20 protein-coding genes and 1 tRNA gene are annotated in these 23,032 nt (G+C 38.4%); 17 read left to right on the top strand and 4 right to left on the bottom strand.

The window, feature by feature from the left end; genetic code table 11:
• Window positions 1-23 precede the first annotated feature (23 nt).
• Both EOD41_RS09910 and EOD41_RS09905 read right to left on the bottom strand, forming a co-directional pair.
• Window positions 24-506: an NADH-quinone oxidoreductase subunit B gene (locus EOD41_RS09910; protein ID WP_127704655.1), complete on the bottom strand. Its 483-nt coding sequence runs from the start codon at window positions 504-506 to the stop codon at window positions 24-26.
• Window positions 496-1,110: an NADH-quinone oxidoreductase subunit A gene (locus tag EOD41_RS09905; protein WP_127704654.1), complete on the bottom strand. Its 615-nt coding sequence runs from the start codon at window positions 1,108-1,110 to the stop codon at window positions 496-498. Before EOD41_RS09905 ends, EOD41_RS09910 begins: the two co-directional genes overlap by 11 nt.
• Here EOD41_RS09905 and EOD41_RS09900 point away from each other — a divergent pair.
• The 16 genes from EOD41_RS09900 (at window position 1,109) to EOD41_RS09825 (ending at window position 20,122) form a co-directional block, all read left to right on the top strand.
• Entirely contained in the window at window positions 1,109-2,323 is a 1,215-nt protein-coding gene (locus EOD41_RS09900) for a BaiN/RdsA family NAD(P)/FAD-dependent oxidoreductase (protein WP_127704653.1), read from the top strand. The genes EOD41_RS09905 and EOD41_RS09900 overlap by 2 nt on opposite strands.
• Before the next feature lie 103 nt (window positions 2,324-2,426).
• The gene (gene kdsA / locus EOD41_RS09895) at window positions 2,427-3,203 is read left to right on the top strand and encodes a 3-deoxy-8-phosphooctulonate synthase (RefSeq protein ID WP_205780521.1); all 777 of its coding nucleotides are present in this window, start codon (window positions 2,427-2,429) and stop codon (window positions 3,201-3,203) included.
• Window positions 3,204-3,279: 76 nt separating this feature from the next.
• Window positions 3,280-4,215, top strand: a complete 936-nt coding sequence (locus EOD41_RS09890) for a KpsF/GutQ family sugar-phosphate isomerase (RefSeq protein ID WP_127704652.1) — start codon at window positions 3,280-3,282, stop codon at window positions 4,213-4,215.
• Between the two features lie 73 nt (window positions 4,216-4,288).
• On the top strand, window positions 4,289-5,623 hold the full coding sequence (locus tag EOD41_RS09885) for a nucleotide sugar dehydrogenase (protein ID WP_127704651.1): 1,335 nt from the start codon (window positions 4,289-4,291) through the stop codon (window positions 5,621-5,623).
• Window positions 5,624-5,708: 85 nt separating this feature from the next.
• The gene (locus EOD41_RS09880; protein WP_127704650.1) at window positions 5,709-8,159 is read left to right on the top strand and encodes an SLBB domain-containing protein; all 2,451 of its coding nucleotides are present in this window, start codon (window positions 5,709-5,711) and stop codon (window positions 8,157-8,159) included.
• A gap of 38 nt (window positions 8,160-8,197) precedes the next feature.
• On the top strand, window positions 8,198-9,259 hold the full coding sequence (locus EOD41_RS09875) for a GumC domain-containing protein (RefSeq protein WP_127704649.1): 1,062 nt from the start codon (window positions 8,198-8,200) through the stop codon (window positions 9,257-9,259).
• Window positions 9,260-9,304: 45 nt separating this feature from the next.
• Window positions 9,305-10,819, top strand: coding sequence for an oligosaccharide flippase family protein (locus EOD41_RS09870; protein ID WP_127704648.1), 1,515 nt, complete (start codon window positions 9,305-9,307; stop codon window positions 10,817-10,819).
• 6 nt (window positions 10,820-10,825) lie between these two features.
• Complete coding sequence (locus tag EOD41_RS09865) at window positions 10,826-12,010, top strand: oligosaccharide repeat unit polymerase (protein ID WP_127704647.1); 1,185 nt, start codon at window positions 10,826-10,828, stop codon at window positions 12,008-12,010.
• Window positions 12,011-12,069: 59 nt separating this feature from the next.
• Window positions 12,070-12,834, top strand: a complete 765-nt coding sequence (locus EOD41_RS09860) for a glycosyltransferase family 2 protein (RefSeq protein WP_127704646.1) — start codon at window positions 12,070-12,072, stop codon at window positions 12,832-12,834.
• A gap of 9 nt (window positions 12,835-12,843) precedes the next feature.
• Complete coding sequence (locus tag EOD41_RS09855) at window positions 12,844-13,728, top strand: glycosyltransferase family 2 protein (RefSeq protein ID WP_205780520.1); 885 nt, start codon at window positions 12,844-12,846, stop codon at window positions 13,726-13,728.
• On the top strand, window positions 13,725-14,567 hold the full coding sequence (locus EOD41_RS09850; protein ID WP_127704645.1) for a glycosyltransferase family 9 protein: 843 nt from the start codon (window positions 13,725-13,727) through the stop codon (window positions 14,565-14,567). Before EOD41_RS09855 ends, EOD41_RS09850 begins: the two co-directional genes overlap by 4 nt.
• Window positions 14,568-14,660: 93 nt before the next feature.
• Window positions 14,661-16,004 (top strand): glycosyl hydrolase family 28-related protein, encoded by a 1,344-nt coding sequence (locus tag EOD41_RS09845; protein ID WP_127704644.1) that lies wholly within the window; start codon window positions 14,661-14,663, stop codon window positions 16,002-16,004.
• A 2-nt stretch (window positions 16,005-16,006) separates the two neighbouring features.
• On the top strand, window positions 16,007-16,921 hold the full coding sequence (locus tag EOD41_RS09840) for a glycosyltransferase (RefSeq protein WP_127704643.1): 915 nt from the start codon (window positions 16,007-16,009) through the stop codon (window positions 16,919-16,921).
• A gap of 100 nt (window positions 16,922-17,021) precedes the next feature.
• Complete coding sequence (locus EOD41_RS09835; RefSeq protein WP_127704642.1) at window positions 17,022-18,371, top strand: sugar transferase; 1,350 nt, start codon at window positions 17,022-17,024, stop codon at window positions 18,369-18,371.
• A 166-nt stretch (window positions 18,372-18,537) separates the two neighbouring features.
• Window positions 18,538-19,941 (top strand): undecaprenyl-phosphate glucose phosphotransferase, encoded by a 1,404-nt coding sequence (locus EOD41_RS09830; RefSeq protein ID WP_127704641.1) that lies wholly within the window; start codon window positions 18,538-18,540, stop codon window positions 19,939-19,941.
• 99 nt (window positions 19,942-20,040) lie between these two features.
• Window positions 20,041-20,122: transfer RNA gene (locus tag EOD41_RS09825), tRNA-Leu, on the top strand.
• Between the two features lie 88 nt (window positions 20,123-20,210).
• Here the strand turns inward: EOD41_RS09825 and EOD41_RS09820 are convergent.
• Window positions 20,211-21,161, bottom strand: a complete 951-nt coding sequence (locus EOD41_RS09820) for a hypothetical protein (protein WP_127704640.1) — start codon at window positions 21,159-21,161, stop codon at window positions 20,211-20,213.
• 239 nt (window positions 21,162-21,400) lie between these two features.
• The gene (locus tag EOD41_RS09815) at window positions 21,401-22,033 is read right to left on the bottom strand and encodes a hypothetical protein (RefSeq protein ID WP_127704639.1); all 633 of its coding nucleotides are present in this window, start codon (window positions 22,031-22,033) and stop codon (window positions 21,401-21,403) included.
• Window positions 22,034-22,316: 283 nt separating this feature from the next.
• Between EOD41_RS09815 and EOD41_RS09810 the strand changes: the two genes are divergently transcribed.
• Window positions 22,317-23,021, top strand: coding sequence for a RibD family protein (locus EOD41_RS09810; protein ID WP_127704638.1), 705 nt, complete (start codon window positions 22,317-22,319; stop codon window positions 23,019-23,021).
• The last annotated feature ends 11 nt before the right edge of the window (window positions 23,022-23,032 follow it).

The following is a 23,032-nucleotide window of genomic DNA, read 5'->3' as shown; positions in this document are numbered from 1 at the left end:
ATATGCATTTTTTAAACCGAATGCTAAGCCTTTATCAAACTTTCCTTATCTATCTTTTTCTGCAATTCAAGTATAGCGCCTATAAGTGCTTCCGGGCGAGGAGGACAGCCCTGCACGTACACATCAACAGGAATTACCCTGTCAACACCTTTTACAACATGATAGCCATGCTGCCAGTAAGGCCCGCCGCAGTTTGAACAGTTACCCATTGATATTACATATTTCGGCTCGGGCATTTGCTCATATAATCGCTTAATGCGCTCTGCCATTTTAAAGGTGACTGTACCGGCAATTATAATAACGTCGGCCTGACGTGCAGAAGGGCGCGGGAAAACGCCAAAGCGGTCTAAATCATATGTTGATGCCATTGAGCCCATCATTTCTATGGCGCAGCAGGCTATGCCAAAGCTTAAAGGCCATAAAGATGATAAACGGGCCCAGTTAAGCAGGTCGTTCATTTTGGTGACCATAATGCCACCACTCTCATTTGTTAAATCAGGTGTCATTTCCGGGTTTTTTAAATGTAGGCTTAAACATCGGGCGTTTTACAGCCGCCGGCTCTGATGAGGGCTGGGCAGTGGTATTGCCCTGATTTTCGCTTGCTGTATCTAAATTAAAGGGTCTTGCCGAATAAACGCTTTGTTGCAGGTTTAATTGCTCATATAAAGCATTTGGAACAACAGTGTTTGTTGTTGGTATAACCTGCTTGGGTTTAATCCAGTCAAGATCCCCCTTTACCCACACATAAACCAGGCCAAGTATCAGTATGATCAAAAAAATAAACATTTCGGCAAGTGCAAACCATCCCCATTTAGGCGCTGCTGCCAATATTTCATGACTGCCGAACACTGTCGACCATGGGAAGATGAATACCATCTCTACATCAAACAGCAGAAATATCAGCGCGATAACATAAAAACGCGTGTTAAACGGTAGCCATGCGCTGCCTACAGGCTCTTCACCGCATTCATACGATGTGAGCTTTTCGGCTGTAGGATTACGGGGCGCAATTAAGCTGTTGAGCATAAAGGTTCCACCCACGGCAAAAAATCCCACAATTAAAAATATGAGTATCTTGCCAAATTCAGATATTTGCGAAACATCCTGCATGACGGCAAATTTAACAAAACAATCAAATTTTAATGCTATAATTATTGGTGGTGGGGCTTGCGGACTTATGTGTGCCGTACAGGCGGGCTTTTTAGGCAAACGTGTGCTTGTGCTGGAGAAAAACGACCGCGTTGGCGCCAAGATACTGATAAGCGGTGGCGGAAGGTGTAACTATACAAACCTGTACTCGTCGCCGCAGCAGTTTATCTCACAAAATCAGCATTTCTGCAAATCGGCAATGGCGCAATGGACCGTTGATGATACCATCAGTTTTTTTGAAACTTACGGCATTACCGGAAAAGAAAAAACTTTAGGTCAGCTATTTCCTGTAACCAACAAAGCTAAAGATATAGTTGAGGTGTTCACAGGGTTATGTAATGATCTGGAGCAGGAAATTTGGTGTGATACAACTGTAAAAGCGGTTGATAGAAATGAAGATGGCTTTGTGATAACCTATGAGCGTTATGGTAAAGAAGCACAATTACAAACTCAAAAAGTGGTTATTGCCTCCGGCGGATTGCCTATACAAAAACTTGGCGCAACAGATTTCGGCATGCGGGTAGCAAAAAAGTTCGGGCTTGAAGTTACTGAGACTGCGCCGGCGCTGGTGCCACTTACCATAACCGGTAAAGATCAGCCGTGGTTTGAAATGCTTTCAGGCAACAGTATTTTTTGCCGTGTATGGAACGATGGGGCAAGCTTTGAAGAAAACATTTTGTTTACACATTGGGGCTTAAGCGGACCTGCTATTTTGCAAATATCATCATACTGGAAACCCGGCGAGTTTATTAATATCGATCTTTTACCAAACCAAAACATTACCGAACTGATAATAAAAGAGCGTGATATTAACGGCAAACGCATGTTGATGAACCTGCTTGGGACCCTTTACACCCGCAAGTTTGCAGAAGCGTTAAGCAGCCAGTTACCTGTTGAGAAAAACCTTGCTTCATTATCAAAAAACGAGATTGAGCAGATAGACAAACTCATTCATCAGTTTAAGGTTAAACCGGCAGGAGATAAAGGGTACGACAAGGCTGAGGTAATGCGTGGTGGTGTAGCAACCGGCGAGCTGTCTTCAAAAACACTTGAGGCCAAAAAAGTACCCGGTTTGTATTTTGGCGGCGAATGTGTAGATGTCACCGGCTGGCTTGGCGGTTACAATTTTCAATGGGCATGGGCAAGCGGCTTTGTTGTAGCGCAAGATATTTGACTTTTTGTAATATTATAGTGATGGATTTGAAACCCTATTGAGACATATTGCAATAATTAATCTCTCTGACATTTTTAGCATCTTTGCACCACATATATTTACTATGACACTTTACGAACAGATGCGGCAAAAGCCGTTCTTTATAATTGGGCCTTGTGTAATGGAAAGCCAGGAGCTTTTATACCAGGTGGCTGAAAAGGTTGCTGAAGTAGGACAAAAATTCAATGTGCCGGTGATCTTTAAATCATCGTTTGATAAAGCTAACCGTACCTCAATACACTCGTACCGCGGTCCGGGCTTAGAAAAAGGATTGGAGATGCTGGCAAATGTGAAAGAGAGATTTGGTCTGCCATTAACTACTGATATACATGAAAGCTATCAAGCCTCAGTTGTAGGTGAAGTGGTGGATATATTGCAGATCCCGGCTTTCCTGTGTCGCCAAACCGACTTACTTGTAGCCGCCGCGCAAACCGGTAAAATTGTGAACGTTAAAAAAGCGCAATTTCTTTCGGGTGCTGATATGTTCTATCCGGCGCAAAAAGTTGTTGACGCAGGTAACAACCAGCTGATATTAACCGAGCGCGGAAACATGTACGGTTACAATAACCTTGCTGTTGATTTCAGGAATATTTATGATATGAAGGCCTTTGGCTATCCTGTTTGTATGGATTGTACACACTCGGTGCAACGTCCGGGCGGGGCAGGCGGCAAAACAGGAGGCGACCGTACGTTTGTGCCGATGATGGCCGTCGCGGCCAAAGCTTTCGGCGCCGACGGTTATTTTATGGAAGTACACCCTGACCCTGACAACGCCTTAAGCGATGGGCCAAACATGGTTAAGCTGCATGATCTGGACAAAGTAATAGCACCACTTGTCTGAACCGGAATTTGCTGAATTTTAAAATTAACAGAATGAATGTTCCCTCTCCTTTGAAGAGGGCTGGGATGAAACCATAATGAAAGATATTGCCAAAAGAGTATTTGATATCGAGATAGAATCACTGCAGCATGCGGCTGGTTTAATAGATGACAGCTTTACAGCCGCCGCCGAAACCATTTTGCAAAGCAGCGGGAAAACCATAGTTACAGGTATAGGCAAATCAGGCCTTATCGGAAAAAAAATTGCCGCTACGCTGGCCAGCACAGGCACTCCATCATTTTTTATGCATCCTACCGAAGCCTTTCATGGCGACCTGGGTATGGTTGGTTCTGAAGATGTGGTGATAATGATATCTTACTCGGGTGAGGTAGATGAAGTACTGAAGCTTATTCCTTTCCTGAAATGGAATAAAAATAAAACAATCGGCATTACAGGAAACCCTGCATCGACCATAGCAAAAAATTGCACACATCACTTAAATGTGAATATCAGTAAGGAGGCTTGCCCGCTTGAACTGGCGCCCACGTCATCAACCACGGCAACGCTGGTTATGGGTGATGCTTTGGCCGTGGCCTTGATGGAAGCACGCAATTTTCAGCAGGAAGACTTTGCCCGTTTCCATCCGGGCGGAAGCCTTGGTCGTAAGCTGTTAGTTAAGGTTAAAGACCTGATGCGTACCGATAATCTACCATTTATTAGTAAACAAGCTGAGTTTACCGAACTGCTGATGCAAATGTCGGAGGGCCGGCTGGGTATGGTTATAGTAGGTGATCCTGATCATGCCGAAGGTATTGTTACTGATGGCGACCTTCGCAGGGCATTACTTCGAAATTCTGATACTTCAAAGCTGAACATAGCCGACATGATGACTGCCACACCAATTATCATTAACGGCGATGAACTGATAAATGCTGCCGAGCAACTAATGATGGAGCGTAAAATAACCACTGTATTGGTGGGTGATGCAGCCAAACGTACAATTGACGGAGTGTATCAAATTTATAACCAATAAACATTATAGCGATTAACATTATCTTTATATTGGCACTCTTAAAAAACGTGTCGTTTACTTTTGCCAATCTATAATGTTGAATAAAATATCAACTTCTTCTCAGACCTTCTTTACTCCACCTATACAAATAAAAATTGCCATTATTGGTCTTGGCTATGTTGGCTTGCCATTGGCTGTAGAGTTTGGCCGCAAGTATCCTGTTATCGGTTTCGATATAAGTGAGCGGCGCGTTAATGAGCTGAAAAGCGGGCACGACCGCACCCTTGAAACCAATAATGCAGATTTGGCTACCGTAGCTGTTGATGCATCGGGTAAACAAGGCTTATTTTTTAGCTACGATGAAGCCGATCTGAAAGACTGCAACGTTTTTATTGTATCGGTTCCAACGCCAACAGACAGACATAACAGGCCCGATTTGAACCTTATTGAAAATGCAAGTCAAATTGTAGGCAAGGCGCTTAAGCATGGAGATGTGGTGATATATGAGTCAACGGTTTATCCCGGGGTAACCGAAGAAGTTTGTGTGCCAATACTTGAACAAGTTTCCGGCTTAAAATTCAATTCCGGTTTTTTTGCGGGATACTCGCCCGAGCGTATAAACCCCGGCGATAAGGTACATACTTTAACCAATATTCTGAAAGTAACCTCAGGGTCCACCCCGGAAGCTGCTGATTTTATTGATGAACTTTATAACAGCATCATTTCAGCCGGTACGCATAAAGCGCCGAGTATAAAGGTTGCCGAAGCCAGCAAGGTAATTGAGAATGCCCAGCGGGATATCAACATTGCCTTTGTTAACGAGCTTTCAAAAATATTTAACCTGTTGGGTATCGACAGCAATGATGTGCTTGAAGCCGCCGGTACAAAATGGAACTTTTTGAAGTTCAGGCCGGGACTGGTAGGAGGGCACTGTACGGGTGTCGACCCATATTATCTTGCACAAAAAGCACAGGAAGTAGGTTATCACCCCGAAATAATACTTGCAGGCCGCAGGCTTAACGATGGCATGGGTACCTACGTAGCCCTTGAGGTGATCAAGCTGATGGTGAAGAACGGTATTACGGTTAAAAATTCACAGATACTCGTGCTTGGTTTCACATTTAAAGAAAATTGTCCGGATGTGCGAAACACAAGGGTAATAGATATTGTTAAGGTACTTGACGAATTTGAAGCAGGTTACGAAATATTTGATCCTTGGGCCAATCCGGAAGAAGTAAATGCAGAATATGGTGTTAACACTATTAAATATCATGATCAGCTTACCGGAAAATATGACGCCATTATAGTTGCAGTTGCACATAACGAGTTTGCTTCCCTTGATTATAAAAACTTAAAAAAACACCCTGAGGCAGTGTTATATGACATAAAAGGTATGCTTGACAAAACAATTATTAACGGGCGTTTATAAATTGTTTTATATTAACTAAATAATTATTATTGCATCAAGCAATAAAACCAATTTTAAATTATACCAATACTTTACTAATCCGTTTATGATCTTTTTGAAAAAAGGCTTTGCCTTTGTTGTGGTGGTGGTGTGTTTGTTATGCGTAAAGCCGCTTTTAGCACAAAGTGTTCTTTCATCTCCCGAAAACATCAATGTAAGTGAATTATCAGATAACCAGATAAGGGCTGTTATGGCACAACAGCAGGCTGCAGGTGTATCAGACGCTCAGTTAATCCAAGGCTTGATAACTAAAGGTTTACCTGCCGATCAGGCTAAGATTTTACAAAGCAGGATGAATGAACTACGGAGTGGTGTAAGTGTAAACCGGAGAGATACCGGCACAGTACAAACTGCACGCAGACTGAATTACAAACCAGACACATTAAATAATCCTGCCGCAAATAATATTACTATTGGCCCGCAGATATTTGGTAAAGAGCTGTTTAGCAATCAGAGCATGTCTTTTGAGCCTAATCTTAAACTTGCAACACCTGTCAACTATATTTTAGGCCCTGACGATCAATTAAATATAAACATTTATGGTGCTTCGGTAGTAAACTGGAGTCTTAATGTATCACCTGAAGGTACAATCGCTATACCCGGTGTAGGCAATGTTTCTGTAGCCGGCCGTACAATAGAGCAGGCAACAAGCGCTATAAAAACCAAATTGATAGCCAATAATTATGCTATCGGCCGTGGCAGCAGCTTGAGTGTAACATTGGGGAATATCCGCAGTATAAAAGTTATTCTGGTTGGTGAAATTGTAAAGCCCGGCACCTACACGCTGCCTTCACTTGCTACTGTTTTTAATGCCTTGTACGCTTCAGGCGGACCTAACGACAATGGTTCATTCAGGCAAATTGAAATAATACGTAACAACAAGATTATACGCAAGCTTGATATTTATGATTTTTTATTAAAAGGGCAGCAAAATGATAACATAGCATTGCGTGATCAGGATATTATACGTGTTCCTACTTACCGTACCCACGTTGAAATTACAGGTGAGGTTAAGCGCCCTGCAATATTTGAAGTTTTGCCGGGTGAAACGCTGCAAACAGTTTTAAGTTTTGCAGGTGGCTTTACCGATCGTGCATATACGTCCCGCATTAAGGTGCTTCAGGTTAGCGATCAGCAACGCCGCATAACCGATGTTTTTGAAGGTGATTTTGACAATTATATCCCGCTTCGTGGTGATAAATATATAGTGCAGCGTATTTTGGAACGATATGAAAATCGTGTGACCATCTTAGGTGCAGTGTTCAGGCCAGGAGAATATGAGCTTGAAAAAGGTTTAACATTGTCACGTTTGATACAAAAGGCTGCGGGGCTTAAAGAGGATGCTTTTACCGGAAGAGGTAGTATTACACGGCTTAAGCCCGATAACACCAATGAATTGATATCATTTAACATTCAGGACATTGTGAGTAAGAAAGCACCGGATATCCTTTTACAACGAGAAGATACCGTGAAAATATCCTCATTATTTGACTTGCGTAACAAATATTTTGTCACTATAAAAGGTAAAGTGCGCAATGCCGGTGACTTTGCTTATGCTGATAGTATGAGCGTTACTGATCTTATAATAAAAGCTGGGGGATTTGAAGAAGGCGCCAGCTCCAAACGTGTTGAAATAGCCCGCAGGGTAAATAATGCCGATCCTAATTCAACAAGTAGTAATATTGCGCAAGTATTTACAGTAAATGTTGATCCGCAGCTTAAAGCTGATGTAGATCTTAAGTTACGTCCGTATGATATTGTGTCGGTATATAGCCTGCCGGGGTATGAAACACAAAAAACAATCAGGATAGAAGGGGAAGTGGTTTATCCCGGATATTACACCATTCAGCGTAAGGACGAAAAGATATCAGACCTTTTGAAAAGAGCAGGCGGACTTACCGCTTCAGCCGACGCAGAAGGCGCTTCACTTAAACGTACAAATCAATTGGGTGTTGATAAACAAAAAGTTGATTCAGCACAATTGAACAGAGAAAGGCTTGAACGTTTAAACCGGGTAAGTGGTGTTTACAGCGATACTACCAGTTACCTTGATGCACGGTCAAGAAATGAATTTGTTGGCATTGACCTGCAGAAAATACTTGAAAAACCAGGCTCAAAAACCGACTTATTACTTGAGGACGGCGATATTATACGCATACCAAAGCAACAGCAAGTAGTTCGTGTGAACGGCGAAGTACTTTACCCAAGCGCGGTTGTATACACCAAAGGCGACTCATTCCGCAATTATGTAATAAACTCGGGAGGATATTCACCGGATGCCGATTCACGCCATGCTTATATCGTATACCCGAATGGACAGGTTAAGGGAACAAAAAAATTCCTTTTCTTTAATGATCACCCAACAGTTAAGCCAGGCAGCGAGATATACGTTCCACGTAAGAGTAACGAGAAGAAAGTGACTGTGCAGGAGATAGCAGGCCTTTCAACATCATTTGCTTCACTCGCTTTGTTAATTATGTATATTATACGCAACTAATTAAATGCAGCACTTATTACCGGTATAGGTAAACTACAATGATACAAACTGATCAGGAAAATAAATCGTCTTCAAATGAGGTAACACTCGAAGACATGGTGGCGAAAGCCAAATCGTATTATAATTTTTTAAAACGAAATAGGCTAAAAATACTTTTGGTAGGTATTTTATGTGCAGCTATAGGTATTGGCGTAGCATTTATAAAAAAACCAAAGTACATAGCCCGAATTACTTTTGGCTTACACGATGAACCAACAATGGGTGGTGGATTATCAAGTCTGGCAAGTCAGCTTAACTTACTTGGAGGTTCAAATAAAGGAGTGTATTCAGGGTTTAACCTGTTGCCTTTTTTAACTTCTCGTTTAATGATTCAAAAAACGCTGCTCACTGAGGCTGAATTTCAAAATGGTAAAAAAGAACTGCTGATTAATTACTATTTGAAAAAAAACAAATATTACGAAAAATGGGACGATGAGCCATTGTTGCATAACCTGCGGTATACTGCTACCGGTAAAAACAGCCGGCTGCAGGATAGCGTAATTGGAGAACTTTATAAGACATTCAAAACAAAGAACCTGATGATAGACAGGTTGGATAAGAAATCAACGATAATATATATGCAGTTTATAGATACCGACGAACTGTTTGCCAAAAATTTTATAGAAGCATTGGCTGCTAATGCTACCGATTTTTATATCCGCTCGAAAACCAAAAAATCTGCAGACAATTTGCGAAGACTTCAAAACCAGGCTGATTCAATGCGAAGAGTACTTGATAACGCTCTTGCCGGCGCTGCATCCTCTACAGATGCTGTACCTAACGCTAACCCGCTAAGACAAACGCTGCGTGTTTCGGCTCAAAAAAGAATGGTTGATGTTGAAGCAAACAAAGCCGCCCTAATTGAAGTAAACAAGAGCCTGCAATTGGCCAAAATAACTTTAAACCAGGATACGCCGCTTATCGACTTTCTGGATATGCCAATACTTCCCCTTGAAGAAGTTAAACTTGGAAAAATTACAGGCGGCATATTAGGTTTTATTGCAGGCATTATGCTATCGGTTGCATATTTAACGGCCAGAAAGATATTTAGTATGATTTAGGGGCTGAACAGAAAAAAGTCCGGCTGATACACCTGCAAACTATACATGACAGACAAAGCATCGCAAAGGCGAGTCACTATTAATGCTGTAGCTGCTACACTGCATGTTATTGTAGTTGGTGTAAGTTATCTGTTTCTATATGTCTACCTTTTGAAGTCATTAGGTGCAGCGCAAATGGGTATATATACACTGGTGCTTGCAACTTCATCAATTGCCAGTCTGGCTAATTTAGGTATAACTTCAAGCCTTGTTAAACTTGTAGCCGATTTCAGGGCCAGGCACACGCCCGAAGAACTTAACAAGCTTATTTATACTGCATTAGTATCCATTATAATACTTTTTTCAATATTAACGCTTATTGCATATTTTTTTGGGTGGCTTATAATTGGTTATGTGGTCAATATTCATAATGATTACGCCCGTCTTGCTTTGCAAATATTGCCTTACTCGCTTATTTGCTTGTTTATAAATGAATTGGGTGGTGTTTTTATTTCAATACTTGAAGGATCACAAAAAAACTACATTCGTAATATTATATATATTGCTAATAACTTGTTTTTTTTATGTCTGGTGTTTTTGCTGGTGCCTAAATATAAACTTTTGGGGGTAGCTTATGCACAGGTAATACAATCGGCTTCAATTACTATTTGTGGCTTTTTTACTGGTAAATCATTACTTGACAAGTTTTCAATATTCAAATGGAACTGGAGTTTTAAGATATTCAAACAAATATTATCCTACGGATCGAAAATCCAGGCTGTATCGGTATTTCAAATGTTGTATGAACCCGCTACTAAAACATTGCTCACCAAGTTTGGCGGTTTGGCAGCTGTTGCTTATTATGATATGGCTACCAGGTTAATTAATCAGTTACGCGCGCTTATTACTAATGCAAACCAGGTTCTTATACCGGTTATTGCCAATGCAAGTATCCGCAATTTGGAAGAAGTAAGATTTTGGTATAAAAAAGCGCTATCAATAACATTAACGGCTAATATTTTACTTATTTCCGGCATTTTGGGTATGGGTTCAATAGTATCATATTACTGGATTGGACACCATGAAATGCAATTTGTTTTCCCCTTAACGGTGTTAGCCGTAGCTACGTTTGTTAATATCATGAGCGGCCCCGCTTTTTTCTGCTCAATGGGTGAGGGTAGAATGAATTTATTGCTTTGGGTAAATTTCATTATTGCCGTACTTAACATAATCGGCGGGATTATACTCGGGTATTTCTTTAAAAGCAAGGGGGTGATACTGGCATGGGGAATGTCATACGCAATAGGATCATTTGCCCTGATGGTAGTTTATCAGCGAAATATCAGGGTTAGGTTTAAACAGATATTTTCATTAAAAAACGACTCATGGTTTATTATTATAAGTATAATTTATTCGGCTGCAAGTGTGTTTGTGTTTAACAGCTTTAAAATAAATTACAACTTGAAAACCGTTCTGCTAACTTTTATTATCTATATAATAATATTTTCTCCGTGCATATTTTTAAATAAAACATTAAACGGCTTTTTAAAAAAACTAATTCAACGCGCTCCTCAGGCATAACAGGTTATGGGATTTTATTTTAGAAAATTTGTAAACCCTCATTCAATATTCGCTCTTTCATGGGCGTTATGCTTGTTATTATATTCATTGCGATGGGCGCTTATATTACCTGACTTAGAAGATAGCCTAATTATACTCATGATATCATTTATCCTGGTATTTGGGTTAACCGGTTTTATTATGGGTAAGGTAAAGTTTACTCCCAAAATAATCAAACCTGAAGACTCCAGCATCAATTTGCTGCTTATAATCAATTCTTTGCTTTGGCTGATAAATTTTGGTTACAGTGGTTTACCTTTTATTAAAGGTGTACGTGATGATGATTTCGGTGTTCCTTTTGTAATTGTATTAGCTACAGCATTCAATTCTTTTCTGAGCGTTTATTGCATGTACCTGTATCTGGTATCAAACAAGAAAAAATATCTGCTGTATATAGTGTACTGTCTTGCCATTTTCCTGCTTGAGTATTCAAGAGGATATGTTGTAATGTCGGTTACCAGTATGTTTTTCCTTTGGATAAACTTAAAAAATCCTCGCTTTAATTTTAGGGTTATTGCGCTTGTATTAAGTGGCGCTTTGCTGATAGCTTATCTTTTCGGTGTTATTGGTAATCTTCGAATTGATGCCGGCATTGCTGAGTATGACACTACCGGAACTTTTGACAACAGCTATAGCAGTAAAAGTATTATGGTGCTGGGTGAAGCGTCAGATGATTTCCAGTCAAACAACATCCCCGGTGAGTTTTTTTGGGGATACCTGTATATGACTTCTCCTATTGGAAATCTGCAGCATAATTTGTTTTCAGAACCGCCCGGTTTTTTAGAAAATATCGGTCCGATGCTTATTCATGAAGTTTTGTTTGATTCGTTTTCTAAACGTGTTGATGCCTTAATGGGTACTTATCGTAAAGCGCCTGAACTTATTGTTGCCGCGCTTACCGTTTGTACTGCGCTTGCAGGCCCTTATATATATGCAGGCTGGGGAGGCATGATAGTGTACCTGATAATTATATGGCTATTTGCCATTATATATACATTCGTAATGTCAAAACAGCCATTAGGAGTTATTGGTGTCTCTATATTAAGTACAATATTTTTCTTTTTAATATTTGATAATATGTTTACTATAACCGCCTTAGGATTACAATTATTTTTTCCATTATTAGGCAGCTTTAAACTGAAAATAAAATAATATTTTAATATATTTATTAACCAATAAATAAACTACTACTAACTGTTTTGCTAATTTGAATGAAAAAGAGGTTTACTAATAATTATGCTATTCCCGGCAATATGCCGCTTATAACTGTTATTATAGTAGTATATAATGCTGCAAACAGCCTCGAAGAAACAATTTTGAGCGTTATAAATCAAACATATGCAAATACCGAACTCTGTATTATCGACGGTGGGTCAACAGATGGCACTTTAGATATTATAAAAAAATATGATAGCAGAATAACTTATTGGGTAAGTGAAGCTGACAAGGGTATTTATGATGCCATGAACAAGGGTATTACCGTAGCCAAAGGTGATTGGATTTATTTTTTAGGCTCAGGAGATATTTTACTTAATGTATTGCATAAAATAGCCGGTTTAATGACAGATGAAAGATGTATATATTATGGAAATGTTTACAGAAACGACCTGAAAAAAGTTTTTAATGGCCGTTATTCTGCCTATAAGCTTGCTGTAACCAATATATGTCATCAGGCAATATTTTATCCGCTAAATGTATTGCGTAAACATAATTACAACATTTATTACAAAAGCTTAGCAGATCATGATTTGAATATGAGATGCTTCGGAGATAAAACTTTACGTTTTAAATATTTACCGGAACTGATAAGTATTTATGAGGGAAATGGTTTCTCAGAGGAAAACCAACTTGTTGATCCGTTTTTGAATGATAAGCTGAAAATAATTCAATCAAATTTCTCATTTCTTGTTTATATATATGCCTACCTACGCACACGTACAGCAAGGCTTATTAAGCCCGGTTACCTTAAAAAATAGAGGCATTAAATGGAAAAACTATGTGTACTTATCAGGGTGTATGACAGAATTGAAGATCTACGTTATGCTGTAAATATTATAAGAGACACATGGAAAAATTATGAAAATTACCTTTTAGTTGTTTCAAACGGCAAACAAAAAGGCTTTGTTGTAGATGACAATACCAGGAGAAAAATTGATAACCTGGTTGAACTTGAAGAAAATGCCGGGCATTTGTTAGGTAATTCACAATTATTACTAAGCGGTATTCCGCTTATTCCTGAAGATTGCAAATATACCGTGTTACTTGAGGCCGATACCTGGATGCATGGTGATTATTTAATAAGAAAATATATCAACAGGCTTACTAATGAGAATAAAGTTTGGGCAAGCGCACGCTGGTTTGACAAACTTTATTCGGTAGCAACAGATTTTGTAATAGTACAAACATCTTTTATAAAACAGCATATCCAAATGCTGGATTTTACGGTATATCCTGAATACTACATTGCTCAATATCTTATAGACCATAACCACGGTTATTTGTTTATAACGGAAAATATGCCGGTACACGTACCGGGATATATAAAAAAGTGGTATCCTTTAACCGGAGATGAGGGCCGGTTTAATGTGTTTTTTAAAAGCAGGATGGTAACACATCATATTGAAGACCTTGAAGGTGGGATGGAAAAAAAGAAACGGCTTTTTAATATGGTGGCAGGCAATAAATATTTTAAAAACTACAAAAGTGTAAGCTTTTTTTGTGAACTAAGTTTCCGTTTAGCTTTAGCATGTTCATACCTGCTGCCGCGGCGCAACTGGTTTGCTAAGTACCGCCGTATAAATGAAGGCGACCTGTTATATCAGAAAAAGCAGGCCGAAAACATTGCACGCAAAAAAAACATGGCTATATGAGTGCCGTTTATTTGCCCATACGTTCATTTGGTGATTTTATAATTACTGCTTCGGTTTTAAAACAGCATGCGTTTGAAAAGGTGCCGGTAATTATACCTCAGTATTTAAAAAACATTTATAATGCCATACATGCCGATGATTATTTTGATATAACAGGCGAAATAAGCTTTACTGATCAGCCTGCATTTTTTGAAATGTATAAAGTGCGTGATATGGCTAATCTCCGTCGCCTTATACGTGATCTTATGACAACAATAAGGTCGCTTTCAAAGGCTAATACTTACCTGCTTGATTATAGCAGTAACCGTATGCTGTACACAGGAGCAAAATTAAGGTGGCCGTCTAAGTCAGAAAATATTTATCAAGCCAAGCATGAATTGTTGTTACAATATTTCGATTTAAAAAGCTACCGGCCGGTTGCTGAGTTTACACCACTTAATTCAGGACAGAAAAGGATACTAATATTGCCCGATAGCCGTATCCCTTCAAAAAGGATAAATGAAAAATTAATTGAACTTATAATAAACGAATTTAGTAACCATAAGGTTCATCAGGCCTTGTTTACTAAAAACGCACTGCCCGAAAATGTGCTTGCCTATAACAGCTTTGAGCAATTGCTTCAATTAATAGCCGATCATGATTTAGTTATAAGTGCCGAAAGCCTTCCTTATCATTTAGCTAATTTTTGTAATAAACCTCATTTTGTAGTTTATAATAATTCAAGGCATTTTAAAAGTACGTTTATGACGCCTTTTATGCAGCAAAACAGTTTTTATGCTTTTTTTGAACAAAACAATTATAAAACTGTATTAAATAAGCTGAACGAGATATTGTTTTAATACTTAAATTGCATTCGTTAACCAATTAAATTGCTTCGCTTAATTGTACATCTTTAAGCGTACTGGTGGCAGCCACACACCGGTATCATAAATATGAAACGCATATTATATATTACAATCGTATTGTCTGCACTCGTTCTGAGCGTGCAGGGATTTGCTTCAATACAATCTGCAAAAAAGGTAAGTGTGAGAGATTTTGGCGCAAAAGGGGATGGTATAACCGATGATTCTGAAGCCTTTTTGCGGGCAATTAAAGCCGCTGACTTTGTTGTGGTACCTAAAGGAAAATATTTGCTTAAAAAAAAGCTGTCATTCACTAAACTTTCCAATAAAACCATATCTGCTTATGGTGCAACTATTATTAATAATAATACTGAATTAGGCACATTATATTTTGGTAGCAGCATTAACATAACCATTGAAGGCGGCACCTGGACAAGAAAAACGATGCCAGATCATATCAGTAATCTGCCGAGTGAGCATACGTTCAGCTTTGTAAGAGTGCGTAACCTTACGGTTAAAAAGGTACACATCAATGGTTCTGCGCAAATGGGTATTAACATGGTGCTGGTTGATAATGCCACCGTATATGGTAATTTAATTGAAAACTGCTATCGCGATGGCATATATGCTCATTATAGTGTAAATCTAACTTACGAAAGCAATACGCTTAATAATATCAAAGATGATGCAATGTCAATTCACGACTATGGCATTGATGCTCAGAAACAGGAAATGTTTTCAGCAGGGTACAGGCAGTCGGGCAAAAGCCGTATCATAAACAATGTAACCAATAATACTTATGAAGGTTTTGCATCAATAGGTTGTGATGGATTGCTTATCAGCGGAAATAAGATTAATAATACTGTTAACGCAGGTATATCAATATTTAACACGCCAAAACTATTTAAAGGTAGCAACGCTCGTGCTAAAAACATTACTATTACCAACAACTATTTATCATACACTGGTGGCACCCAACGTATTATGGGGGAAGAATACAAGAATCAAGGGCAACTTACAGGCGGACGCAGCGCTATTTTTGTAGGCGTACAGGACGAGCAGGCGCTTATAAATAATCCTGATCCAAAATCAAGGATTACTGATGTTACCATTACTAATAATACGGTGGTTAACAGCTATGTAAACGGTGCTTATATAGGTCAGGTAGACAACCTGGAATTTAAAAACAATACGTTTACTGATTGCAATATAGCCATGAGTAATTTTTCGGGACGAATAGTTGAAATAAGGCTTTGTAATAATGTAGATATAGATGACAACAGTGTGATTGACGACCGCAGCAAACCGCGCCATAACGCTGGCTATGAGCTTAAAAACGTAAATGGCCGTATGGGTAAATGGATAATAAAAGGCCATATCGATCAGGCGGATAAATACATCATTGGTAGTTCTCCGGTAAGTATATCACAGTAAGTATGCAAACCCCAACTATTTCGTTATTAATTCCTACCTGTAATGCCGGTAAACGATGGGCCGAGGTTATAGATGCTATCAACAAACAATCTGTACAGCAAATACGAAAAATTATAATTGATTCAGCATCTACTGATGATACCCCCGCACTTGCAGCCGAAAATGGTTTCGAGGTAATCAATATATCGAGGAAAGAATTTAACCATGGCGCCACACGCCAGTTACTGGCTGATCTGGCTAAAACTGATATAATTATATTTTTAACCCAGGACGCTATACCTGCCGACGAACTTGCATTTAAAAATATTATTGAAGTATTTAACGATGCAAATACAGGTATGGCTTACGGACGACAGTTGCCCCATCAAAACGCCGGTCACCTCGAAACCCATGCACGATTGTTTAATTACCCTGCAGCGCCTGCTGTGCGCAGTTTAAGCGAAAGGGAGGAATTGGGATTTAAAGCTTGCTTTTGTTCAAATTCATTTGCAGCTTACCGCTACAACGCACTGCAGCATGTAGGTGGTTTTCCCTCAGCATCAATTATGGGTGAAGATACTTTGGTAGCCGCAAAAATGCTGCTTGCAGGTTACAAAGTGGCTTATGCAGCCAATGCATGTGTACATCACTCACACAGTTACACCTTTGCCGAAGAGTATCGCCGTTATTTTGATACACGTGTTTTTCACGAACAAAACAAATGGCTGATAGAAAATTTTGGAAAACCTACCGGTGAGGGTTTAAGATTCGTAAAGTCAGAAATAAAATATGTCCTGAATAATGCACCATTAACTTTATTCAGGTCAATTGGGTCGTTATTCGCCAAATGGGTTGGATATAAAGTGGGAAAATATTATACTATTTTACCCAAAAAAGTTTTAAAATACATGTCTATGCATGTTGGTTACTGGAAATAAGGGGTTAGGCAGGATTTTTGTTACAATTTGCGTATGATATTATTGCTATTTGTAATAAAAAAATTACCTTTATGAAACCAATTATAGAGAACCGCCAATTATGACTATACGCTACTCACGGTATCTTCCTGTATTCGTATTTTTAAGCGATCTGCTGTTGTTAAACGCGGCTCTTTATTATTCCAATTTTTTAAAATTCCAAACATTCAGGCCAGTAAATGCTTCGGCTGATTTTGTATTAATTGTAAATATTGCCTGGGTAATTGTTTCGCTTTTAACCAGAAATTTTATTGTTAAAAGGCCTTTGCAACTGCGTGACAACATTAACAAGTTCCTGCTTACACTTATTTATCATTTATTGGCCGTTTTTGGTATTATATATTTTTTAAAGATATATGATATACCGCGTTCCCAGGTAATGATAAGTTACAGTGTTTTCTTTGTACTGATGCTTATTCAGCGGGCGTTGTTATTTGTTTTTCTTGATCAGATACGGCTTAAAGGATATAATCACAGGCGTATTGTATTGGTAGGGGATGGTGCTATAGCAACTCGACTTGTTAACTCGTTTTCGCAACATCCAGAGTACGGGTATGATATGATTGATTATATAAGTGACACGCAGATCAATAATCTTTCTCAGCAAAATTTTTATGATAAACTGCTTAGTAAGCAGCCCCACGAAATTTTTATTTGTTATAAACACATTAAAGAAGAAAAGCTAACCTCTTTGATACGTTTTGCGGATGAGCATAACATAAAAGTTAAAGTTGTATCTGACCTTGTACTGAACAGTAATTATGCCGAACTGATAAACTATCACAGCATACCGGTACTGCAAATTACTTCTGCCCCGGGTATCAGCCTTAAAATGCGTGTGCTTAAACGCAGTTTTGATATCGCGTTTTCAGTATTTACCATGACATTAGGGGCTCCTGTATTTTTTTCTTTAATGATAGTAACTAGGGTTACCTCAAAAGGGCCGGTGTTTTTCAGGCAGGAACGAGTAGGACGCAATGGTAAGCCCTTTGCTATGTATAAATTTCGCAGTATGCATGTAAACGCCGAAAGTAATGGGCCTCAGCTATCAAGCGCTTCTGATCCACGCATTACCCGCTGGGGGCGTATTATCAGGAAGACACGTTTAGATGAGTTGCCGCAATTTTGGAATGTGCTTAAAGGTGATATGTCAATTGTAGGCCCACGCCCAGAAAGGCAATATTTTATTGATAAGATATGTGAAAAAACGCCTAACTATCATAAGCTAATGCACTTAAAACCGGGCCTTACATCAATGGGGCAGGTGCATTTTGGCTACGCCGAAGATGTTGATCAAATGTGCCGCAGGATGCGTTATGACCTTATTTATCTGCAAAATGTTAACTTGAATGCAGACTTGGGAATAATTATCAAAACTGTAAAAGTAATGCTGCAGCGTAAGGGTAAATAAATTCCGGTTAAAACACTAAATATTTTTTTATAAATTAGCATAGCAGTTTAATTTTATTAATTTTGCTATGGAATTGAGGCGCATTTTGCAAAATTGAGATTGTTTTATTGTCAATTTCATAAATGCATTAATACGTCCCAGCCGTTATAAGCTACATACTTTTTTCATGGTTCACAGGTACTCTACATTTATAAAGGCTGTCAATCTTACTATTGATTACATAATTTTAAACGTGAGCATGGTGATTGCTTATCTTATTGAAGATAAGTCGTATATATCATGGATCAGCAATAAAAACTATCTGCCTGTAGTTCTGGTATTCAATCTTATCTGGCTGCTTTCAGCAAATGTTACCGGTTTGTATGAGCATGTGTTGAATAAAGATTCTATACGTACCTACCGCGGACTTATCAAAACATATTTGCTGTTTGTTAGCTTTATATGCTTTACTATAATAATTCTAATTGGTACCAAAGCTTATTTTATAACCCGTGAATACCTGTTCTATTCACTTGCTTTATTTGGGTTTTTACTTGGTTTCTGGAAACTTATATTCCTTAGCATTCGCCGTAACGACCGTTCAATGCTGCTTGATTCACGTAGCGCTATCATCATCGGCGGCGGGCGAATTGGTAAAGACCTTCAAAGTTATTTCAAACATAACCCGAGCCGTGGATATAATGTTATAGGCTTTTTTGATGATAACCCGGCAAATATCGGCAACCAGGATATGTACCTTGGCAGCACTAATGACTGTATAGAATATGTGCTCAATAACCGGGTTGACGAAATTTTTTGCACGTTACCCAGCAGCGAAGGTGAAAAAATTGAACGGCTGATGCTTGATGCCGATAAAAATCTTATCCGCTTTAAATTTATTCCTGATTATTACGATTATGGTATAAAACCAACGCTTATACAAAGCTTTGGCCATATACCCGTAATATCTATCCGCCCCGAGCCGCTTGAAAATATCCTGAACAGGGCTATAAAACGCGCGTTTGATATAGGGTTCTCATTATTCATAATATTGTTTGTTTTTAGCTGGCTGTTTCCTATCCTGGCCATTATTATAAAAATACAATCTCCGGGGCCTGTATTTTTTGTTCAGGCGCGTTCGGGCCGTGATAACAAATCATTCAACTGCTACAAGTTTCGCAGCATGAAAGTGAACAAGGAATCAGACAAGAAACAAGCTACCCGTGACGATGACCGTGTGACAAAAATTGGTAAGTTTATGCGTAAAACCAGTCTCGACGAATTGCCACAGTTTTTCAATGTACTAATCGGCAACATGTCGGTGGTGGGCCCGCGCCCGCACATGCTTAGCCATACAGAGCAGTATTCGCTGCTTATTGATAAGTTTATGGTGCGCCACTTTTTAAAGCCGGGAATTACAGGCTGGGCGCAGGTAAGAGGCTTACGCGGCGAAACTAAAACTACTGAAGATATGCAGGCAAGGGTAGAGGCAGACGTGTGGTATTTGGAAAACTGGTCGTTCCTATTGGATATGAAAATTATCTTCCTTACACTGTGGAATTCGGTAAGAGGGGATAAGAATGCATTTTAAATTACATAGCCTTAAGCACTTATAATTTTAAGTAAAAAATACTTTTAAAATATTGTAAAGAACATTATCTTTGCAGCCTCTTAAATCCTAAGAAAAAACGCGGAAGTGGCGTAATTGGTAGCCGCACCAGACTTAGGATCTGGCGCCGCGAGGCGTGGGGGTTCGAGTCCCTTCTTCCGCACAGACGGGAATAGTTAGAACACTATTCCCGTTTTTATTTTAATACTTTTTTAACTGATTTTTAAAGACCCACTCGTTATAATAATTATTCATTTCCTGTTTAAAAGGATCTTTTCACCCAGCTTATTCAATTTTAATTCATCAATGATTTTTAAAAAATCTCGTGAATCTAATATGTGATTTAAACGTCTTTTTAAGCCAAGTATACAGCTATCCAAATCAAATTTATTCAAACCATCAATCTTAACAAGTTCCATTAGTCCATTAGCGAACAAAATATAGAGTATTTGAAATCGTTCTTTCTCCTCACTTTCAAAAAAATGATTATAGTCTAAAACAACATAGCTGTACTCGTACCAATCTTCAAGCGCAAATTCAGATCTTGCATCGTCAATAGTATCTGAAAGACTAAAATATATTTCGCTATAACCGGGGGATAGTGGCTTAATCAATTTTAACTCACTTGTTAAAATTTCTGAAAATATGTTGAGGTAAGGACGCAATTCTAAATTCCTCTTTTTGTCATATATCCTAACCTCTTTTATTTCTTTTATTAAAGGTTTTCTGTTCTCTTTTCTTCTATTTAGTAAACCAACCATTCTCTTCAAATGGATTTGTTTATCTATATCTTTCCCATTGTTGATCAAAGCACTTAACTCCAGTGTTGTTTTAGGTATTAGCACTTCCAAATTAGACAGGTCTGATTTTAATGATTGTGAATTAAAATCAGACGTTTTAACCTCAATTTCATCGATGAAATTTATAGCGTTTAAAACAGCAAAAAAAGCTGCTCTAAAGTTTTCTAAACTAAAATCAGCATAATATTGGAATTGACAGGGAACCGAGATATCAGCGTATTTTTTATACAAAAACCGACGTTTGTATTTTTGACTCTTTTTAGGATTTTCAATAAACGTTATAAAAATCGCATCAAACGTATGCCCGTGATTTATTTCTATCAAATTTAAATTTAAAAACCTCTCTAACGCTATAATACTTTGAGACCTGTTTTTTTTATCGAAATCGATTTGAATTCTCATGCCAAATAATCAAACACAATGATACCTTTTATTTAGGATTGCTTTTTAGGTTTCTATAATTGATCTGATTGTCGATAAAATACTTTGCAAATGTTCTAATATAACCCCATGTTCCGCACATTCTTTGCAAAGCCATAAAGGGCGGCCAAAGATTTTTTTAAGAGCTGTCCAAAAAAGGACGGCTCTTTAAATTTCGAACATGCGCTCACAATTGAGAGCAGGCCCTTTTTAGTCGCAGGTTAATTATCGTTTTTTATTAAACGATCCAGCCAACTGTCACGTGCCCGTACAACTCCTAAATATTTATGATATCTTAATCCTGATGTAGTTTCATTGGCGTTTTGTTCAGCCAGTTTCGCAAAATGTGAGGCCTGAGCATCATTGTTTTTATGTGAGGCGATGATAGACAAAATTGAATAACCTTTATATTTTTCAACAGGAAAGAAAGTTAGGTCAATTCGTTTTTCTATCAATTGTTCAGCAGCATCGTATAAGTCTATCTTTTGGATTTTTACAACTAATTCAGCAAAATATAGATAGGCTTGGGTTTGTACCTGTGGATAGGTAGCTTCAAAGTCAACGGCTTGCTTATAAAAATCTATCGCTTTGTTGTATTCCTTTCGAAGTCGATAAATATCACCGAATGTTTTTAACGCGCTTGCACGGTTAAACTTATCATCTGGATAATCAATAAAAAGTTTATTTAGTAAAGTTTCAGCCACATCGAATAAATTAAGATTACCCGTATCAACAAGTTCTATAGCTTGTATTTTTAAGTACTGGGCTCTTCCATCTTTTCTTGCACGATTGAGTTTTTGAAAGAAAAAATCTTCTATATCTTTCGACCAACTTTTTTGTCTGTACCAATCCATGATATAAATCTATAAACTTTCAGAATAAATCATTTCTAAAATCAAGAAAAGCTTTAGTGCTATCTGTCTGATTTATTATTTCATAAGTTATCAACAAAATATCTTCAAGGTGTTCTAACATCTGCCCGTGTTCCGCACAGAAAAGCCGTTAACTGATCAGTTAACGGCTTTTTCCATTCTAAAGCCCTTTCATAAATGCTTAACTAATTGGCATCTTTTGGATTGTAACAAACAAGGGCAATGATATTTTGTAATTAACCAATAAAGTTAATCGAATTGACCTATGGCTAATGAACGCCCTTACATCATCTGTTTAATGCAAACGTCTGTTGATGGGAAAATATTAAGTGAAAAATGGGGAGACAAGCCCGCTATAAAAAAGCTGGCCGGCAAGTTTGAAGAAATACATGAAAACATTGGGATTGGTGCCTGGATAGTGGGACGAACAACTATGGAAAAGGATTTTACTGATTTTGCCAAGCCTGTGTTTAAAAAGGGCCATCATGAAATAAACCGTGAGGATTTTGTTGCAAAACAAAGCGCTGATTCATTTGCCATTGCAATTGACGGCGGGGCTAAATTGGGTTGGAAAGAACCCACCATGCAAGGCGACCACGTGATAACCATACTTACTGAAGCTGTACCTGATGCTTATCTTGCCCATCTTCAGGATATTGGCGTTTCTTATATTTTCGCCGGAGCTGAAGAAGTTAACTTAAATACGGCTTTGAAAAAGCTCCGTTCGCTTTTTGGTATAGAAACTCTGATGCTTGAAGGGGGAGCACATATCAACGGTAGTTTTTTAAATGAGGGATTGATCGATGAGCTTCATCAGCTGATTTTGCCTATTGCGGATGGTACCATAGAAACATCCACCTTATTTGAAATTGACCCCAAGGTAAAAAAAGAGGGCGCAACGTTGCTTAAACTTGAGCGTGTGAAACAAATAGAAGATGATGTGCTGTGGTTAACTTATAAGTTTAAGTAAATTTATTGGCA

The sequence above is a fragment of the Mucilaginibacter limnophilus genome (assembly GCF_004005815.1).
Classification (GTDB): Bacteria; Bacteroidota; Bacteroidia; order Sphingobacteriales; family Sphingobacteriaceae; genus Mucilaginibacter; species Mucilaginibacter limnophilus.
This window is presented reverse-complemented; position numbering and strand designations above follow the sequence as displayed.

Bases quoted from the DNA above. Each gene is read 5' to 3' on its own strand.
- EOD41_RS09910 (WP_127704655.1), bottom strand. From the start codon at position 506: ATGACACCTGATTTAACAAATGAGAGTGGTGGCATTATGGTCACCAAA.
- EOD41_RS09900 (WP_127704653.1), top strand. From the start codon at position 1,109: ATGACGGCAAATTTAACAAAACAATCAAATTTTAATGCTATAATTATT.
- EOD41_RS09905 (WP_127704654.1), bottom strand. From the start codon at position 1,110: ATGCAGGATGTTTCGCAAATATCTGAATTTGGCAAGATACTCATATTT.
- kdsA (WP_205780521.1), top strand. From the start codon at position 2,427: ATGACACTTTACGAACAGATGCGGCAAAAGCCGTTCTTTATAATTGGG.
- EOD41_RS09890 (WP_127704652.1), top strand. From the start codon at position 3,280: ATGAAAGATATTGCCAAAAGAGTATTTGATATCGAGATAGAATCACTG.
- EOD41_RS09885 (WP_127704651.1), top strand. From the start codon at position 4,289: ATGTTGAATAAAATATCAACTTCTTCTCAGACCTTCTTTACTCCACCT.
- EOD41_RS09880 (WP_127704650.1), top strand. From the start codon at position 5,709: ATGATCTTTTTGAAAAAAGGCTTTGCCTTTGTTGTGGTGGTGGTGTGT.
- EOD41_RS09875 (WP_127704649.1), top strand. From the start codon at position 8,198: ATGATACAAACTGATCAGGAAAATAAATCGTCTTCAAATGAGGTAACA.
- EOD41_RS09870 (WP_127704648.1), top strand. From the start codon at position 9,305: ATGACAGACAAAGCATCGCAAAGGCGAGTCACTATTAATGCTGTAGCT.
- EOD41_RS09865 (WP_127704647.1), top strand. From the start codon at position 10,826: ATGGGATTTTATTTTAGAAAATTTGTAAACCCTCATTCAATATTCGCT.
- EOD41_RS09860 (WP_127704646.1), top strand. From the start codon at position 12,070: ATGAAAAAGAGGTTTACTAATAATTATGCTATTCCCGGCAATATGCCG.
- EOD41_RS09855 (WP_205780520.1), top strand. From the start codon at position 12,844: ATGGAAAAACTATGTGTACTTATCAGGGTGTATGACAGAATTGAAGAT.
- EOD41_RS09850 (WP_127704645.1), top strand. From the start codon at position 13,725: ATGAGTGCCGTTTATTTGCCCATACGTTCATTTGGTGATTTTATAATT.
- EOD41_RS09845 (WP_127704644.1), top strand. From the start codon at position 14,661: ATGAAACGCATATTATATATTACAATCGTATTGTCTGCACTCGTTCTG.
- EOD41_RS09840 (WP_127704643.1), top strand. From the start codon at position 16,007: ATGCAAACCCCAACTATTTCGTTATTAATTCCTACCTGTAATGCCGGT.
- EOD41_RS09835 (WP_127704642.1), top strand. From the start codon at position 17,022: ATGACTATACGCTACTCACGGTATCTTCCTGTATTCGTATTTTTAAGC.
- EOD41_RS09830 (WP_127704641.1), top strand. From the start codon at position 18,538: ATGGTTCACAGGTACTCTACATTTATAAAGGCTGTCAATCTTACTATT.
- EOD41_RS09820 (WP_127704640.1), bottom strand. From the start codon at position 21,161: ATGAGAATTCAAATCGATTTCGATAAAAAAAACAGGTCTCAAAGTATT.
- EOD41_RS09815 (WP_127704639.1), bottom strand. From the start codon at position 22,033: ATGGATTGGTACAGACAAAAAAGTTGGTCGAAAGATATAGAAGATTTT.
- EOD41_RS09810 (WP_127704638.1), top strand. From the start codon at position 22,317: ATGGCTAATGAACGCCCTTACATCATCTGTTTAATGCAAACGTCTGTT.